12 protein-coding genes, 1 tRNA gene and 1 riboswitch are annotated in these 16,686 nt (G+C 71.9%); of the genes, 6 read left to right on the plus strand and 7 right to left on the minus strand.

Annotated elements, in window-relative coordinates; genetic code table 11:
• Positions 1-474: 474 nt before the first annotated feature.
• Positions 475-2,574, minus strand: coding sequence for an asparagine synthase-related protein (locus ACWGDB_RS04635; RefSeq protein WP_453821088.1), 2,100 nt, complete (start codon positions 2,572-2,574; stop codon positions 475-477).
• A gap of 746 nt (positions 2,575-3,320) precedes the next feature.
• On the opposite strand from ACWGDB_RS04635, the gene ACWGDB_RS04640 reads away from it, so the two are divergent.
• Entirely contained in the window at positions 3,321-4,745 is a 1,425-nt protein-coding gene (locus ACWGDB_RS04640; RefSeq protein WP_383617042.1) for an MFS transporter, read from the plus strand.
• 95 nt (positions 4,746-4,840) lie between these two features.
• Here the strand turns inward: ACWGDB_RS04640 and ACWGDB_RS04645 are convergent, their stop codons facing one another.
• Positions 4,841-6,214, minus strand: a complete 1,374-nt coding sequence (locus ACWGDB_RS04645) for a histidine-type phosphatase (RefSeq protein WP_453821089.1) — start codon at positions 6,212-6,214, stop codon at positions 4,841-4,843.
• 266 nt (positions 6,215-6,480) lie between these two features.
• Here ACWGDB_RS04645 and lhgO point away from each other — a divergent pair, with 266 nt between their 5' ends.
• The 3 genes from lhgO to ACWGDB_RS04660 all read left to right on the plus strand — a co-directional run bounded on the left by lhgO (position 6,481) and on the right by ACWGDB_RS04660 (position 10,178).
• Entirely contained in the window at positions 6,481-7,707 is a 1,227-nt protein-coding gene (lhgO, locus tag ACWGDB_RS04650; protein WP_453821090.1) for an L-2-hydroxyglutarate oxidase, read from the plus strand.
• Between the two features lie 164 nt (positions 7,708-7,871).
• On the plus strand, positions 7,872-8,723 hold the full coding sequence (trmB, locus tag ACWGDB_RS04655) for a tRNA (guanosine(46)-N7)-methyltransferase TrmB (RefSeq protein WP_453821091.1): 852 nt from the start codon (positions 7,872-7,874) through the stop codon (positions 8,721-8,723).
• A gap of 123 nt (positions 8,724-8,846) precedes the next feature.
• Positions 8,847-10,178, plus strand: a complete 1,332-nt coding sequence (locus tag ACWGDB_RS04660; protein WP_453821092.1) for a PrsW family intramembrane metalloprotease — start codon at positions 8,847-8,849, stop codon at positions 10,176-10,178.
• 19 nt (positions 10,179-10,197) lie between these two features.
• Here the strand turns inward: ACWGDB_RS04660 and ACWGDB_RS04665 are convergent, their stop codons facing one another.
• From ACWGDB_RS04665 to ACWGDB_RS04685, 5 genes are all read right to left on the minus strand, one after another.
• Positions 10,198-11,142 (minus strand): aldo/keto reductase, encoded by a 945-nt coding sequence (locus ACWGDB_RS04665; protein ID WP_453821093.1) that lies wholly within the window; start codon positions 11,140-11,142, stop codon positions 10,198-10,200.
• Between the two features lie 209 nt (positions 11,143-11,351).
• Complete coding sequence (locus ACWGDB_RS04670) at positions 11,352-12,377, minus strand: M23 family metallopeptidase (protein WP_453821094.1); 1,026 nt, start codon at positions 12,375-12,377, stop codon at positions 11,352-11,354.
• Between the two features lie 11 nt (positions 12,378-12,388).
• A riboswitch (cyclic di-AMP (ydaO/yuaA leader) is annotated at positions 12,389-12,546 on the minus strand.
• A gap of 246 nt (positions 12,547-12,792) precedes the next feature.
• On the minus strand, positions 12,793-13,878 hold the full coding sequence (locus ACWGDB_RS04675) for a PP2C family protein-serine/threonine phosphatase (protein WP_453821095.1): 1,086 nt from the start codon (positions 13,876-13,878) through the stop codon (positions 12,793-12,795).
• A 121-nt stretch (positions 13,879-13,999) separates the two neighbouring features.
• Positions 14,000-14,073 (minus strand) — tRNA-Met (locus ACWGDB_RS04680).
• A 98-nt stretch (positions 14,074-14,171) separates the two neighbouring features.
• Positions 14,172-15,305: a dihydrofolate reductase family protein gene (locus ACWGDB_RS04685; RefSeq protein ID WP_453821096.1), complete on the minus strand. Its 1,134-nt coding sequence runs from the start codon at positions 15,303-15,305 to the stop codon at positions 14,172-14,174.
• A 48-nt stretch (positions 15,306-15,353) separates the two neighbouring features.
• Here ACWGDB_RS04685 and ACWGDB_RS04690 point away from each other — a divergent pair, with 48 nt between their 5' ends.
• Together ACWGDB_RS04690 and ACWGDB_RS04695 are read left to right on the plus strand one after the other, a co-directional pair.
• Entirely contained in the window at positions 15,354-15,869 is a 516-nt protein-coding gene (locus tag ACWGDB_RS04690) for a MarR family winged helix-turn-helix transcriptional regulator (RefSeq protein WP_453821097.1), read from the plus strand.
• 114 nt (positions 15,870-15,983) lie between these two features.
• Positions 15,984-16,628 (plus strand): GTP cyclohydrolase II, encoded by a 645-nt coding sequence (locus ACWGDB_RS04695; RefSeq protein WP_453821098.1) that lies wholly within the window; start codon positions 15,984-15,986, stop codon positions 16,626-16,628.
• Positions 16,629-16,686: the final 58 nt, after the last annotated feature.

Here is a 16,686-nt window from a genome sequence, read left to right on the forward strand (position 1 = left end):
GTCCCTGGGGGCTGCCGCCCCCAGACCCCCGCTTCGGCCTGAACGGCCTCGTCCTCAAACGCCGGACGGGCTGAAATACCGGGACCGGCGCCGAGATGCACCGTCCGCGCGCGTGCGCAGCCACCTGTGGGTGGGTGGGGCTAGGTATGGCGCAACCTCGTCATCGAGCGCCGGACGCGCTGACATACCGGGACCCGCGCAGCGAAGTGCCATCCGCGCGCGTGCACAGCCACCTGCGGGTGGGCCGGGGCCAGCGATGGCGCAACCTCGTCTTCGAACGCCGAACGCGCTGACATACCTGGACCCACGCCGCGAAGTGCCATCCGCGCGCATGCACACCCGCCTGCGGATGGGCCAGGGCAGCGATGGCACAACCTCAACCTGGCCCTCGAACGCCGGACGGGCTGAAGCACCTGCGCCTGCACCCGTAAGTCACCGGCTGCAGAAGCCGCTCAACCTCCCCCTCACCCCTACCTAAACCGGCCGAACCCCCGCCCCCGCCCCCAACGCCCCCCGCTGCGGCTTGATCCCCGCCGGTACCGCTCGTTGGCGTGCCGGTGTTCCCGTCCAGCAGGTGCCTCGGCGGGCCAGTAGGCGGCGTAGCCAGAGCTCCAGGGAGACCAGGTCCGCGAGGCCGTCCAGGGGTAGTGGCTCGCCCTCGGCGGCGGCGCGGAGGGCCTTGCGGACCACTCGGGCTTCCACCAGGCCCGCCTGGGCCAGCAGGGGGGTGCCGAACAGGGTCATCAGGGAGTCGGCCGACACGCGCAGGCCGGTCCTCGCGGCGACGGTCGCCGACGCGTGGGACGGGGCGCCCCAGCCGGGAGGGAGGTCGGCCACTCCGGAGCCCTCCAGGACCGTGCGCAGGATCGCGGCGCGGGCGCCGGGCTGGACGCGCAGGGCCTCCGGGAGGGCTCGGCAGGCGCGGACGACCTGGTTGTCGAGGAACGGGGCGTGCAGGCGTTGGAAGCGGATCTCGGCGGCTTGTTCCAGGACCCGCAGGTCCGACGAGTGGCGGGCCAGGGCCGCACGCGCGCGGTAGTCGCCGGGGCGTTGGCCGGGGCCCACGCCGTTGCGGCTCGTCGCCGCCTGCAGGCGAACCGATACTTCAGCCAGCGCCTCGCCGGTCAGCCAGCGTGCCGCCGGGCCCGGTCTGGCCCAGGTGAGCGCGGCGAGCGACGCCCCTACGGCACCTCCGGGTTCGTCGAAGCGGCGGTCCATCAAACGGGCGGCAAGGGTCTCGACGCCCGTGCGGTACGGCGTGCGGGCCAGCTTGCGCGCCGCGCCATACACGCGCGCGGGGACCAGCACCGAGCCGTCCGCCTTGGCCAGGGCCGCGACCGGGCGGACCAGGTGGCGTCGCTTGCGGTCCATCAGGAGGTCGGCGAGGCGGGCCGGATGGGCGTCCAGGACCTGGCGGGCGCCGTAGCCGGTGAAGTGGTCGGCGCTGCCGGAGGCCAGGCGCGCGCGATGCCTCGCGGCCGTCACCAGGCTCGGGCCGGGCTCGTCCGTCAGCGGGCCGTCCAGGTCGGCGTACGGCAGCGTCTCCTCGCCGCCGGCCACCACCACGTGGTGCAGGCGCGGGTTGGCCGCGAGCGTCCCCGCTCGTTCCAGCTCGGCCTCGCGGCCGCCGACCGCGAGGTCGTTGAAGGTGACCGCCAGGAGGCGTTCCCCCGCGCCCGTGCCGTGCCCCAGGACCGTGCCCGGCATGCCGGGCAGACCGGCGGCCAGCAGCGCCAGGGTGCCGGAGGCCGGGCCGCCGGACAGGTCCGCGCCGATGCCCGGTACCGGCATCCCGCGCGCGGCACGCCGCTCGGCCGGGCCCATGCCGGGTACGGGACCTGGGTCTATGTCGGCGCCGGGGACATGGCGGGGCGCGGACAGGCGCGCGCGTACCGCCTCCACCAGGGCGTCGCGTACGGCGTCCACCGCGCTGTCGGGGTCGGCCGTCGGCGCCGCCACCGCCAGCGAGGCGACCTGCTCGTACCCGGCGATCTCGCGCGCCCCGGTGCGCAGGATCAGCGCATGCCCCGGCGGAATGCGCCGCACGCCGTCGTACGGGGTGGAGTCGTGCAGGGCCGCCGGTACGTCGGGGGCGGCCAGCAGCGCGGCGAGGTGCCCGAAGTCGAGGTTGGCCTCGATGAGGTCGGCGAGGGGGAGCGCGGCGGTCGCATAGGCCGTACCGCCCGCCCAGGGGGTGTAGAACACGGGCCGTGCGCCCGCCAGGTCGCCGCACACCATGACCCTGCGGCCGACCTGGACGACGGCCGTGTAGCTGCCCGACCAGGCCGTCAGATGCCGAAGTGCCCCTCCGCGCGCGGCGAACAGACCGAGGCGCAGCTGTTCGTCACTCGCCCCGCAGGTGCCCAGTACCGCGATCCGGGTCTGCGGGTCGGCCTTCACCACGCGCACCTCGTCGGGGCGCCAGTCGCCGACCGCCCACAGCGGATCGGGGTCGCCCCACAGGAGTTGGGAACCGACCGGGTGCACGGTCTCGCCGTCGCTTCCGGTCGCCCCCGCGGAGCCGATGCCGGCGGCCACCGCGGTGGTGCTGCTCCATCCCACCAACCACCGCATCGCCGCCTCCACAGGCTGTGGACAACCAGTGCACCGTACGAACCGGTTCACCATGCTGCCATGAAGGAGGCGTGCCGGAGCGGCGGCGGAGCCGCACGAGGTCCCGGAATTGCGCCCGTGAGGGCGCCCCCGCGTCGAAACGAACGCGCCGGGACGCGGCCCGAACACCCGGGCGGAGCAAGGCGATCGGGCGACTTGGCAGAATGTCCGCGGCCACTCCTGCGACGCGAATGCGCCCCCGATACGCTCCCTGAAAACGCCCTTCGCGCCCTCAACTTCCATGGTCGGAGCGGGAATCACCCGCGAAAGGCGGGGTCGATTTTCAGCCAAATCGGCGTCGCGAGGACAGGCTCGCGCACGCTCCGTACAAGTCCTGCGCACTACTCGGCGTACTCGTCGTGCGCGCAGTCCGGGGAACGGAGTGCGCCCCCCGGACCGTTCCGCCGCCCGCGGGGATGGAGGCGGCGGAATCCCCCAGCCCGCTGGATCCAGTACAGCGGGCCGACCCACGCAGAAGCCATGGAACCGCTCCCCCGGTGGCTGGAGAAGAGCGCACGGACGGGCGCACAGCCACACAGTGGGAGCACGTCACAACTGTGCGTAGGGGGTGCGCACTTGAGTGCGGACCACAATCCCGCCATCCGGAAGAATGCCCCTTAACGCTTGGGATGCGGCGAACTACGCTGGGTTTACGAATGCCGCGTGGTTATGCCAGCGCGGCAGCCGTCTGTGTCGAGGGGTGGCGCATGTCCAGGGAGCAACGCGGGCCGAACGAAAAACTCGGCGCCGTTCTCGCCCTCGCGGGAATCAGCAATGCAGGACTCGCCCGACGCGTCAACGACCTTGGCGCTCAGCGAGGCCTGACTCTTCGCTACGACAAGACATCGGTGGCGCGCTGGGTGTCGAAGGGCATGGTGCCGCAGGGTGCGGCGCCGCACCTGATCGCCGCCGCCATCGGCCAGAAGCTGGGCCGCCCGGTGCCGCTCCACGAGATCGGCCTGGCGGACGCGGACCCCGCACCCGAAGTGGGCCTCGCCTTCCCCCGGGACGTCGGACAGGCGGTGCGATCGGCGACGGAGCTCTACCGTCTCGATCTCGCCGGGCGCCGTGCCGGTGCCGGCGGCATCTGGCAGTCGCTGGCCGGTTCGTTCGCAGTGAGCGCGTACGCAACGCCCGCCTCACGTTGGCTGATAACCCCGGCCGACACTTCGGTGGCGCGCGAGGTGAATCCGTCCGAGAGCTCCGGCGCACCGCTCAAAGTCGGCCACAGCGATGTGCAGAAGCTGCGGGAGGCCGCCGAGGACGCCAGGCGCTGGGACTCCAAGTACGGAGGCGGCGACTGGCGTTCGTCCATGGTGCCCGAGTGCTTACGGGTGGAGGCGGCGCCGCTGCTGCTCGGCTCGTACTCCGACGAGGTGGGCCGGGCGCTGTTCGGGGCGAGTGCCGAACTCACCCGCCTCGCCGGGTGGATGGCCTTCGACACCGGGCAGCAGGAGGCCGCCCAGCGGTACTACATCCAGGCCCTGCGGCTCGCCCGCGCGGCCGCCGACGTACCCCTCGGCGGGTATGTCCTGGCGTCGATGTCGCTCCAGGCGACCTACCGGGGCTTCGGCGACGAGGGCGTCGATCTCGCCCAGGCCGCCCTGGAACGCAACCGTGGCCTCGCCACGGCCCGCACCATGAGCTTCTTCCGCCTCGTCGAGGCACGCGCACACGCGCGCGCGAGTGACGCGCAGGCCGCCGGTGCGGCCCTGAAGGCGTCGGAGGGCTGGCTGGAGCGGTCCAGGGAGGGGGACAACGACCCGTCATGGCTCGGGTTCTACTCCTACGACCGGTTCGCCGCGGACGCCGCCGAGTGCTACCGGGACCTGAAGGCACCGCGTCAGGTGCGGCGGTTCACGGAGCAGGCGCTGTCGAAGCCGACGGAGGAGTTCGTGCGCTCGCACGGACTGCGGCTCGTCGTCTCGGCGGTCGCCGAACTGGAGTCGGGCAACCTCGACGCGGCGTGCGAGCAGGGCGTACGGGCGGTGGAGGTCGCGGGGCGGATATCGTCCGCGCGCACCACCGAGTACGTGAAGGACCTGCTGCACCGCCTGGAACCGTACGGCGACGAGCCGCGGGTGGTCGAGCTTCGGGAGCGGGCGCGGCCGTTGCTCATGGCGCCGGCCTAGACGGAGATCTCCGGCACGCGCGCGCGTGCCGGGCCTGCTGCGGCGGCTCGGAAGACCCGAGCCGCCGTCGCCTCCGCCCTGCCCGAGCCCGGTCGCTAGGACGCGCCGTTCGTGCGCCCGAAGCAGCGCTCCAGCTCGTCGAACTCGTAGAACGTGCTGCCCTTGGCGATCGGGCGGCAGCCGGCCTTGAAGGGGGTCTCCTTCTCGTTGTAGAGCATCCGCACCAGGTAGGTGCCGCCCTTGCGGAAGACGTCCCACTGAACGTTCGAACCGAGCGGCGCCACGGACGCGCCCCGCCAGGCGTTGTCGGCGTAGGTGTAGGGCCGCTCGGGCATCGCGCCCTTCGTGCTGCCGGGCAGGCCCATCAGCGCGGCCAGCGGGATGATCTCCTCGGCGTGGGTGAAGCGCAGTTCGGCGCCCAGGTCACCGGTACCGGCGCGCTTGGCCTCGACCTGCTTGAAGAAGTCGTCGAGCAGGACGTCCGCCATCTTGTACGTGATGTCGCTGCCGGTGAAGCCGGGGCCCTTCTCGTAGAAGTCCTCGACGTCGCTCAGGTACCCGAACCAGGCCGCGTTGCGCTTGCCGATGAACCGCTCCATGCCCCAGCCCTTGCCGCCGGGGCTCTCGTCGCTCATGGCGGGCGCGATGGCGTACAGGTTGTAGACGGCGGTGGCGGCGGCCACGCGGTCGTCGTCGGAGAGCTGGTCGACGAAGGCGCCCTTGAAGAGCTTCTTCAGTACCTCCCGGGCGGCGCGGTGGGTCGTGGGCTGGTCCTTGAGGGACTTCAGTGTGCTCGCGAGCCGCTGGTCGTTCGCGATGTAGTCCCGGTAGGCCGCGCCGCCGGCCGCCTTGTGGAAGTACAGGATGTCGACATCCGTGCGGGTCGGGCCGATCAGCGGCTTCAGGGCGGAGTCGGTGCCGGCGAGCGCGGCGGCGTACAGGTTCGCGCTGTCGACGGCGCGTCCCTGCCCCGAGCTGACGACGTCGATCTTCTCCTTGGCTCCGGCGATCTGCTTGAACAGCCCCGGCAGCCGCTGCGCCATCCGTACGGCCGTGTCCTGGATCTCCCGCTTGCCGCGCCCGCTGAGGTCGCCGTAGCCCACGGTGCCCATGGCCTCCTGCAGCGCCTGCACCCTGGGCCCGAACTGCCTGCCCTTCGCGGTGAGCGCGCCCGCGGCCTCGGCCCGCTGCCACAGCGCGAGGACCAGGTCGGCGTCCTCGCCGTCGGTCGCGGCACGGGAACCGTGCCGGGAGACGTTCTCCGCGAAGACGGGCGTGAAGCCGGCGGGAGGTCGCTGGTAGGTGCGGGGGTTCTGGCCGGGGACGTACGTCGCCTTGGTGCCGTAGCTGTTCCGGGTGCCGGTGGTCTTGGCGCTGTCCGTGGCCGCGGCGGCCGGGGTGGCGACCAGAAGGGCGGCCAGGCCGAGGGCCAGGGTCGGGGGGATGCATCTCAGGGCTGGGCGTCTCATGGCTGGGCCGTTTCGTTCAGTGCCGCTGCATCGCACCGAAGCGGCAGACCGGGTGACTGCCGCATCGTCGAAGCGGCGCATGAACTTCCCGTGGCTGGATCACGGCTGTTCGGTGGCCGGATTTCCCGCCCTTGCCAAAGGTTCCCCCTCGGAATCGCCACGCCGAGGTGTGCGAGCCCCGCATCCGGGTCGGGCCGCGCCGGTCCGCTGGGTTTGAGTGCGTTGTCAGTGGCGCAGTGCATTATCGAAGCCGGGAGGTGGAGCAGGTGCGGGCGATCGCTTACGACTGTGACGTGCTCGTGGTCGGCGGTGGGATCGTCGGGCTGGCCACGGCGTTCGCGATCACGCGTGCCGCGCCGGGGACGCGGGTGACCGTGCTGGAGAAGGAGCCGGGTCCGGCCCGGCATCAGACGGGGCGCAACAGCGGGGTCATCCACAGCGGGATCTACTACCGGCCGGGGTCGCTGAAGGCGCGGTACGCGGTGCGGGGTGCCGCCGAGATGGTCAAGTTCTGCGCGGAGTACGGCGTCGCGCACGCCGTCACCGGCAAGCTGATCGTCGCGACGGAGCGGGCCGAGCTGCCACGCCTGCACGCACTGGTGCAGCGCGGGCGGGAGAACGGCATTCCGGTGAGGGAGCTGGGCATCGCGCAGATCGCGGAGTACGAGCCGCAGGTGCGGGGGCTCGCGGCCATACACGTCGGGACGACGGGCGTCTGCGACTTCGTCGGGGTCGCGCGGCAGCTGGCCGAGGCGTCCGGCGCGGAGATCCGGTACGGCGCGGAGGTCGAGCGCGTCGACCGGCGGGCGGACCTCGGGGTCGCCGTGCGCACCACGCGCGGGGACATCGTGCGGGGGCGGGTGCTGGTGAACTGCGCCGGGCTGTACTGCGACGAGGTGGCCCGGATGACGGGGGACGAGCCGGGGGTGCAGATCGTGCCGTTCCGGGGGGAGTACTACTCGCTGGCGCGGCCCGAGCTGGTGCGGGGGCTGGTGTATCCGGTGCCGGATCCGGCATTTCCGTTCCTCGGGGTGCACCTCACGCGCGGGATCGACGGGGATGTGCACATCGGGCCCAACGCGGTGCCGGCGCTGGCCCGGGAGGGGTACGGATGGGGGGTCGTCCGGCCGCGGGAGATCGGGGCGACGGTGGCGTGGCCCGGGGTGTGGCGGATGGCGCGGCGGCACTGGCGGTACGGGGCCGGTGAGCTGCGGCGGTCGGTGTCGCGGGCGGCGTTCACGGAGGCGGTGCGGAGGCTGTTGCCTGCGGTGACCGCGGAGGATCTGGTGCCGGCTGCGGCGGGAGTGCGGGCGCAGGCGGTGTTGCGGGACGGGGCGCTGGTGGACGACTTCCTGATCCGGGAGGGGGCTCGGGCCGTGCATGTCCTGAATGCGCCGAGTCCGGCGGCGACGGCTTCGCTGCCGATCGGGCGGGAAGTGGCACGGCGGGCCTTGGCGGTACTGGGACGCTGCGCTGAGGCCGGAGTGGGGTGATTTCGGCCTCGCCGCCCCTGCCCTTCCCGTCACTGGGGGCTGCCGCCCCCAGACCCCCGCTTCGGCCTGAACGGCCTCATCCTCAAACGCCGGACAGGCTGGAATGCCTGGACCGGCGCCAGGCGGACCCCGCCTCTCCGGCTCCCCGTAAAATCGTTCCCACTGTGTCTGACTCCCTCAACGCCCCAGAAGCCCCCCAGCCCGGCACCCCGCATCAGTCCGAGGCCCCCGGCGAGCACGTCGGCCATCATCCGGGTGTCTCCGTTCGGCACACCCGGGCCAAGGGGGAACCCCGGTTCCCGGACGGGCCGAAGGCCGATCCGGCCGGGTCGCACTTCGAGCGGCGGATTCGGAGTTTCCAGCCGCGGCGGAGCAGGGTGACCGCGGGGCAGGCGGACGCGTTGCAGCGGCTGTGGCCGAAGTGGGGGCTCGACATCGACGGGCAGTGCGTCGTCGACCTCGCCGAGCTGTTCGGGAACGACAACCCCGTCGTGCTGGAGATCGGCTTCGGGATGGGGGAGGCGACCGGGCAGATGGCCGGTGCCGACCCCGGCACCAACATCCTCGCCGTCGACGTCCACACCCCTGGGCAGGGCAACCTCCTCAACCTCGCCGACCACAACGGGCTGAACAACGTCCGCGTCGGCAACGGCGACGCCATCATCCTGCTCCGCGAGATGCTCGCCCCCGACTCGCTCGCCGGGCTGCGCGTCTACTTCCCCGACCCGTGGCCCAAGAAGCGGCACCACAAGCGGCGGCTCATCCAGCCCGAGTTCCTCAGCCTCGCCGCGACCCGGCTGAAGCCCGGCGCGCTGGTGCACTGCGCCACCGACTGGGAGTCGTACGCCGAACAGATGCTCGAAGTGCTGACCGCGCACCCCGACTTCGAGAACACACAGGCGGACGGCGGTTTCGCGCCCCGTCCGGAGTTCCGGCCGCTGACCCGTTTCGAGGGCCAGGGACTGGACAAGGGTCATGTGGTGAACGACCTGCTCTTCCGCCGCGTACAGCGGTAGGAGCAGCGGGAACCACAGCACCGACACCAGCACCGACCAGACCATCGACAGCAAACCCCACCGGCGCCCGAGCCCCCCTCGCGCTGCTGCGGGCGGCGCCCCTGCCTCGTTAGGGTCAATGCCGTGGCCACCTGTCCCCCGTACCCGACGCACCCCACCGGTCCCACCGGCGGCGCACTGCGGCACGCGCACTGGTGGCAGAAGCGCTGGGTGCGTTACGGCGCGCTCAGCACCCTGCTCGCGCTGTCCGGGCTGGTCATCCTCGCCCTGGTGCGTGAGCAGACCGGCACCGAAGGGTTCCTGGTCGGGCTCGGGCTGGCCGTCCTGCCCGTACCGCTGCTGGTCGCGTCGTTCCGGTGGCTGGACCGGGTCGAACCGGGCCCCTGGCGCAATCTGTTGTTCTCCTTCGCCTGGGGCGCCTGCGCGGCGGCGCTGATAGCGATCGTCGCCAACAGTTTCGCGACCCAATGGATAGCGACCGCGACGGCCGATCCGTCGCACGCGGACACCCTCGGCGCGACCGTCATAGCGCCCGTGGTGGAGGAGATCGCGAAGGCCGCGGCGGTCCTGCTGGTCTTCCTGTTCCGCAGGCGGGACTTCACCGGCATCGTCGACGGCGTGGTGATAGCCGGCGTCACCGCCACCGGTTTCGCCTTCACCGAGAACATCCTCTACCTCGGCACCGCCTTCGGCACCGACCAGCTCTCCGGCGACCGCGGTATCGCCTCCGTCACCGCGGCGACCTTCTTCGTCCGCGTGATCATGTCGCCCTTCGCGCACCCGCTCTTCACCGTCCTGACCGGCATCGGCTTCGGCATCGCCGCGCTCTCGGGCGAGCGGCAGCACGTGCGGCGCGTCCTCCTCCCCCTCTCCGGGCTGCTGCTCGCCATGGGCATGCACGCCCTGTGGAACGGCTCGTCGTCCTTCGGCGAGTGGGGCTTCTTCGCGGTGTACGCGGCCTTCATGGTGCCCGCTTTCGGGCTGCTGACCTGGCTGGTGATCTGGACCCGGCAGCGCGAGCTGAGGACCGTGCGCGAGGAGCTGCCCGCCTACGTCGTCACCGGGTGGCTGTCGCCCGGCGAGCCGTACGCACTGGGCTCTATGCGGGACCGGCGGGTGGCCCGGCAGTACGCGCGCCGCCACGGCGGGCGGACGGCGGCGCGGGCCGTGGCGCAGTACGAGGCCTACGCCACGTCGCTGGCGTTCCTACAGCACCGCGGGCGCCGCGGGTGGGCGGGCGCCGACTTCGTCGTACGGGAACGCGAGTTGCTGCAGGAGCTGTGGCGACGCCGGGAGGTCGCGCGGCCGGCACTGGAGCAGGCGGTGACCACGGCACAGGCCTGGCCACCGGCTCCTGGGTACGGGGCGCCTGGTCACTGGCAGCCGCACGGGAACGGGTACGCCGGGTACGGGGCGACGACGCCCTACCCCGCGTACAACCCCTATCGGACGTGACCGTGCGGCGCCGGGCGGATCAGGCGGACGCCGCCGTGAGCCTCCCCAATTCCCCGTCCGTCAACGTCAGCTCCCCCACCCCGAGCAACGCCGGCAGCTGCTCCGGCGTCCGTGCCGAGGCGATCGGGGCCGACACCGTGGGCCGGGCCGCGAGCCAGGACAGGGCCACCGTGGCCACCGGCACCTCGTGGGCGGACGCGATCTCGTCCAGCACGGCCAGCACCGTGCGGCCCCGCTCGGTCTGCGCGTGCCGGCCGGCGCCCTGGGCACGGGGGCTGTCCACGGCCGTACCGGCGCGGTACTTGCCGGTGAGGAACCCGGCCGCCAGGGCGTAGTACGGCACCGCCGCCAGGCCTTCCCGTTCGGCGAGGTCCTGGAGTTCGCCCTCGTAGGTGTCGCGGGAGACCAGGTTGTAGTGGGGCTGGAGGGCGACGTAGCGGGCCAGGCCTTCGCGGTCGGAGAAGGCGAGGGACGCCTCCAGCCGCTTCGCCGAGATGTTGGACGCGGCGATGTGCCGCACCTTGCCCGCCTTCACCAGCTCGTCCAGCGCGCCGACGATCTCCTCGACCGGCACTTCCGGCTTGTCGAAGTGGGTGTAGTAGAGGTCGATGTGGTCGGTGCCGAGGCGGCGCAGTGAGGCGTCCGCGGCCGCCTTGATGTTGGCGGCGGTGAGGCCCTGGAAGTCGGGGTGCTGGCTGACCTTCGTGGCGATCACGACGTCCGCCCGGTTGCCGCGCGCCTTCAACCAGTTGCCGATGACGGTCTCGGACTCGCCACCCACGTTGCCCTCGACCCACGCCGAGTACGAGTCGGCCGTGTCGATGAAGTTGCCGCCCGCTTCGGTGTACGCGTCGAGGACGGCGAAGGACCGGGGCTCGTCGGCGGTCCAGCCAAAGACGTTGCCACCGAGGCAGAGCGGGAAGACCTCGAGGTCGGAGGAGCCGAGCTTGCGCAGAGAAGTCATGCTCGACACCAACGTCCGTCACGGAGGCCGATCTTCCGGGAGGGTCGCAAAGTTCCCGTAAACAAGCGAACCCCGGCGCTCCGGATACCGGCAGCCCTGACGTCGGGGGGACGCCGTCAGGACTGCCGGGGATCAGGACAGGATCGCCGGGGAACAGGTGTGGACGGACTTCAGCTGGGAACTTCAGTTAGGGATGAGGCAGGGACGCCTCAGGGCGTGAGGCCCTTGCCGCGCAGCCACGCCAGCGGGTCGATGCCGCTGGAGCTGCCGCCGGGGTGCACCTCGAGGTGCAGGTGGGCACCGGTCACGTTGCCCGTGGCGCCCACGCGGCCGATGACGTCGCCGGTGTTGACCTTCTGGCCGACGCTCACGCTGATCGAGGACTGGTGCGCGAACCAGACCTCGGTGCCGTCGTCGAGGGTGAGCTCGGTCTTGTAGCCGTACGAGCCGTCCCAGCCGGCGAACGTGATCGTGCCGCTGTGCACGGCCTTGATCAGCGTGCCCGAGGGCGCGGCGAAGTCGAGGCCCGTGTGGTAGCCGGAGGACCAGTAGGCGCCGGCCTGCCCGAAGGTCGAGGTGAGGGTGTACGAGGAGGTCGGCAGCGTGTACTGCTTGGCCAGCTCGGCGAGGCGCTCGGCCTCGGCCTTCTGGCGGGCCTCCTCCTCGGCCTTGGCCTTCGCGGCGGCGGCCTTGGCCTTGGCTTCCTTCTCCGCCTTGGCGGCCGCGTCGGCGGCCTCCTTCTCGGCGGCGGCGACCGCGGCTGCGGCGGCCTTGCTGTCGATCTGGTCCTGCTGGTACTCGGCCTGCGCGATGATCCGGCTCCGCAGCGCCTCACCGGCGTCGGAACCGCCCTGCGCGGTCTCGTCGTAGGTCTCGCCCATGGTGCTGAGGGCGGTGGCCGCGTCCTCGGCGGGCTCGGAGGAGTCGTCCGAGATCAGGGGCAGGTCCGGCATGGTGATGGCGACCGGCGGCTTGCCGCTGTTCGCGCTGGCCATGCCGCCCGCGCCGACGGCGGCTATGACACCGACGCCGAGAACCGTGGAGCTGCGGGCGAGTCCCCCGCCGCGCTGCTTGGAGACGCGATGCCTGCCGCGAACGGGACGAAGGGACTCCGCGGTGGGGTTCCACTCCTCGAACGGGCCCTCGTCGGTGCGGTTGCGGTCGTAGCCGAAGGTGTCGGTGCTGCGCTGACTCGGCACGAACGGGGCTTGCGGGGCAGGCCGGTTGGACGCCACGTGGGCGTACTCCTTTCCTTCCTTCTCGCCTACCGGGTTAGCTGACGGGTTCGGAGCAGGAAGGTCTCCTACGCGCGTATACCGCCCGTGAGTTCACGGTGGTAGTTGCGCGATTCACCCCAAGGTGGTGGTTCCCCGGTTCCCTTTCGAGATTCGGCGCGTGCGCACGGAGCCGCCTCTTGTGACGGCTGGGACGACCGCGCTGCGTTATCGAACGTTAATAGACGCGGGGTGCGGATTCCAAGCTGTTCCACTTGATCATTAACGATTTTCGCCTGGACTTACGGGTCATGAGCGGCCTAAATCGGGCGAGTTGGCCAGAGCTCGGGCGTCACACAGGTGTTGACGGTGTGTCAGTTGTTATGCGGAGGGGGGTCGGCCGGTCACATCCGGTGACAAGGATCAAGGAACGGCATCACGGCCGTCGTACGGCGATGAGGGCCATGTCGTCCGCCATCCCGCCCCCGGAGTGCCGCCGCACCTCCGCCGCGAGGACGCCGAGGATGGCGGCCGGCTCGCGACGGGCGTTGGCCCGACCCGCCAGTCCCGCCTCGGGGTCGTAGAACCGGTCGTCGTCGTCCCGTGCCTCGCTCAGGCCGTCGGTGTACAGGAGCAGCGTGGCCCCGCTCGGGCAGTCGGCCTCCTGAGCCCGGTCGGGCCAGACACCCAGCTCTCGCATGCCGAGCGGCAGCGCGGGCTCGGCGGCGGGCAGCGCGCGCACGGTGCCGTCGGCGTACAGCAACAGAGGCGACGGATGCCCGCGGTTCACAAGGCGCACGATCCCGCTGCCGTGCGGCAGCTCGGCGAGTACGGCGGTGGTGAACCCCTCGGCGGACTCGGCCCACTCGCGCCGGTCGCGCTCGCGCACCAGTGCCCGCTCCAGGCGCTGTGCGACCGCCTCCAGCGTGGCCTCCTGCTCGGCGGCCTCCCGGAAGGCCCCGATGACCACGGCCACCGCGCCCACCGCCCCGATGCCCTTGCCGCGCACGTCCCCGACGACGACCCGCAGGCCGTGCGGGCTGTCCTGCACGGCGTACAGGTCGCCGCCGATGGAGGCGCCCTCCTGGGCGGCCTCGTACCGTGCGGCGATCCGGAAGCCGCCGATCTGCTCGGCCGGTTCGGGCAGTACGGCGCGCTGGGCGGCCTCGGCGATCTCGCGGGCGGAGGCGAGGCGTTCGTCGCTGCGGCGGACGAGGACGTTGATGAGAACGGCGAGGACGGAGACGGTGACCACGGTGACCAGCTCCGTGATCACCTCCGCCTTGGGAAGGCCGCCGCGCAGGATGCGCAGCACGAACAGTGCGGCAACGGCCACGACGCCCGTGATGACCGTGCCGCGCTGGGAGTACAGCGGGGCCGCGACCAGGGGTGCGGCGGTGAAGAAGGGGGCGCCGGTGAAGTCCGTGGGCGTGACGAAGTCGTACACGCCACCGGCCGCGATCAGCAGGGCGGGGAGCAGCCGGACGAACCGGCGTGCGTACGAGATCCGCCGTTGCTCCACCTCACCAGGGTTCCCGAAACGGGGGCGCGGGGCGAGTGGTGAGGGCCGACCGGACGAGCGCGGACGTCGAGCGGAAAAGGCTCAGGGCCGGAACTGATCAGTTCCGGCCCTGAGTCATCAGTAGCGGGGACAGGATTTGAACCTGCGACCTCTGGGTTATGAGCCCAGCGAGCTACCGAGCTGCTCCACCCCGCGGCGATGACTCAATAGTACGCCATCCGCAGGACAAGATGCACACGCGTTTCCCCGGCCCCGCCCTGACCAGTGTTTTCCGCACCCGTCGGGCGGGGCGGTCAGGACAGCAGATGGCTGTTCGGAGCCTTGGCCTGCCCCTCGTACTCCGGCAGGACCACGACATCCACCCCTTCCCCGGCCAGCAGCCCGCTCCCGTCGGCCCCCGCCACGAACGTGTCCGGCTCCCGCCAGGCCGTCACCACCCGCCGCACCCCCGCATCGAGGATCAGCCGCGCGCAGGGCACCGGACGGGACGCCCGACGCGTACAGGGCTCCAGACTCGTGTACACCGTGGCGGACGTCACCCGCGGATCCCCGGCCGCGATCTTCGCCAGCGCGGCCTCCTCCGCGTGCACCACGGGATCACCGCCCTCCCGCGAGTACCCCCGCGCCAGCTCCGTGCCGTCGGCCGCCACCACGACCGCCCCGACGCTGAAGGCCGTCCCCGACGGCGGGCACTGCGCCGCCAGCTCGCAGGCCAACGCCAGCCACTTCCGGTCCGCGGCGGACGGCAGGACACCCGCACCGGGCGCCGTGGGCTCGTAGCGCATCAGCACGACGTCCTCGATCCGCCGCGTCTCGACCAGCCGCAGCCGGCCGCCCTGATACCCGCCCGGCCCGAACAGCCGCGGCGCGTCCGGGTCCCCCACGAACAGCGGCGCCAGCACCAGCTGCACCTCGTCCGCCAGCCCCTGCTGAAGGAGCTGCGTGTGGATCGTGCCGCCCCCCTCGACCATCAGCCGTTCGACGCCGCGCACCTCGCGCAGGTGCCGCAGCAGGCCCCGCCAGTCCAGGTCTGCGCCCAGCGCGACCACGTCCGCCGCGACCGGTGCCCGGCGCAGGCGCTCCGCGCCCTTCTCCGTCGTACAGACGATCTTCTCGCCGCCCGTGTGCCAGAAGTTCGCCGTCGGGTCCAGCTCGCCGGAGGCGCTGACCGTGACCTTGATCGGGTACTCCGGCTTCCCGGCCGCCACCCGCGCGGCCCGCCGCTCGGCCGAGTTCACCAGCAGCCGCGGGTTGTCCGCCCGGATCGTGCCGGCGCCGATCAGGATCGCGTCCACGGACGCCCGTACCTCGTCGACCCGGTCGAAGTCGGCCGGGCTGGAGAGCAGCAGGCGCTCGGGGGTGGTGTCGTCGAGGTAACCGTCCAGCGAGACCGCGGCGGACAGCAGGACGTAGGGGTACGACGGCATCGGCACGCTCCGCTTGGTTCAAGTTTGAAACAAACCTACACTGGTCGCATGACGACTCGCTGGCTCACTCCCGAGGAGCAGCGCGCCTGGCGCGCCTACATCGCCTCCGCCGCCCTCGTGGAGGACGCGCTGGACCGGCAGCTCCAGCAGGAAGCCGGCATGCCCCATCTGTATTACTCCATCCTCGCCACCCTGTCCGAGGCTCCGGAGCGCCGGCTGCGCATGACCGACCTGGCGGAGGGCCTGAAGATCACCCGCAGCAGGCTGACGTACGCCGTGACGCGCCTGGAGAAGGACGGGCTGGTGCGGCGCGAGGACTGCCGCTGGGACAAGCGCGGCAGCATCGCGACCCTCACCGAGGAAGGCATGCGCGTCTTGGAGCGCGCCGCCCCGGGCCATGTGGAGACCGTGCGGGCGCTGCTGTTCGACCGGCTGACCCCGGAACAGGTCGGACAGCTGGAGGAGATCTTCACGGCGGTCGCCGGGGGCTTCCAGGGCGACACGGCGCGCGCCGCCGCGGACGACGTGCCCTGGCGGCGGCGTTCCAGCAAGCCGTGTTCGTGACGCACGCCACAAGAATCTCACTGCTTCAAATTTAAAGCATGGGATAGGGTCCTGTACCGAGGAGCTGCTTCAAATCTGAAGCAGAAGGCCCACGCACGGAACCCGGAGACCCGCATGCCCGACACCACCGCCGCCGCCACCCAGCGCGCCCGCGTCCGGGTTCCGCTGCGCTTCCAGGACGGCTACGGCGTCGACGCCGAACTCGTCACCTTCCACGGCCTGTCCGACGGCCTGGAACACGTGGCCGTCGTCCTCGGCGACCCGGCCCCCGGCACCACCCCGCTGGTCCGCCTGCACTCCGAGTGCCTGACCGGCGACGTCTTCGGCTCGGCCCGCTGCGACTGCGGCCCCCAGCTGCGCGAGGCCGTCGAGCGCATCGCCGGGCGCGGCGGCGTGCTGCTGTACCTGCGCCAGGAGGGCCGCGGCATCGGCCTCTACAACAAGCTCGACGCGTACGCCCTCCAGGACCAGGGCCTCGACACCTACGCCGCGAACGCCGCGCTCGGCCTCCCGGAGGACGCCCGCGACTACACGGCGGCCGCACAGATGCTCACCGCCCTGGGCATCGGCGAACTGGACCTGCTCTCCAACAACCCCGACAAGGCCGACCAGTTGCGCGCCCTCGGCATCGAGGTCCAGGGCCGCGTCCCGACCGGCGTCTTCGCCACCCCGGACAACGTCCGCTATCTGCGCGCGAAGGTCCTGCAGACCCAGCACACGCTCCCGCTGGGCGACCTCGCGAAGCTCAGCGCGGGCTGAGCGCAGGGCAAGACGAAGGGGCGGGCGCCCGGTACCGGGCACCCGCCCCTCAGCCGTG

The sequence above is a fragment of the Streptomyces sp. NPDC055013 genome (assembly GCF_053608645.1).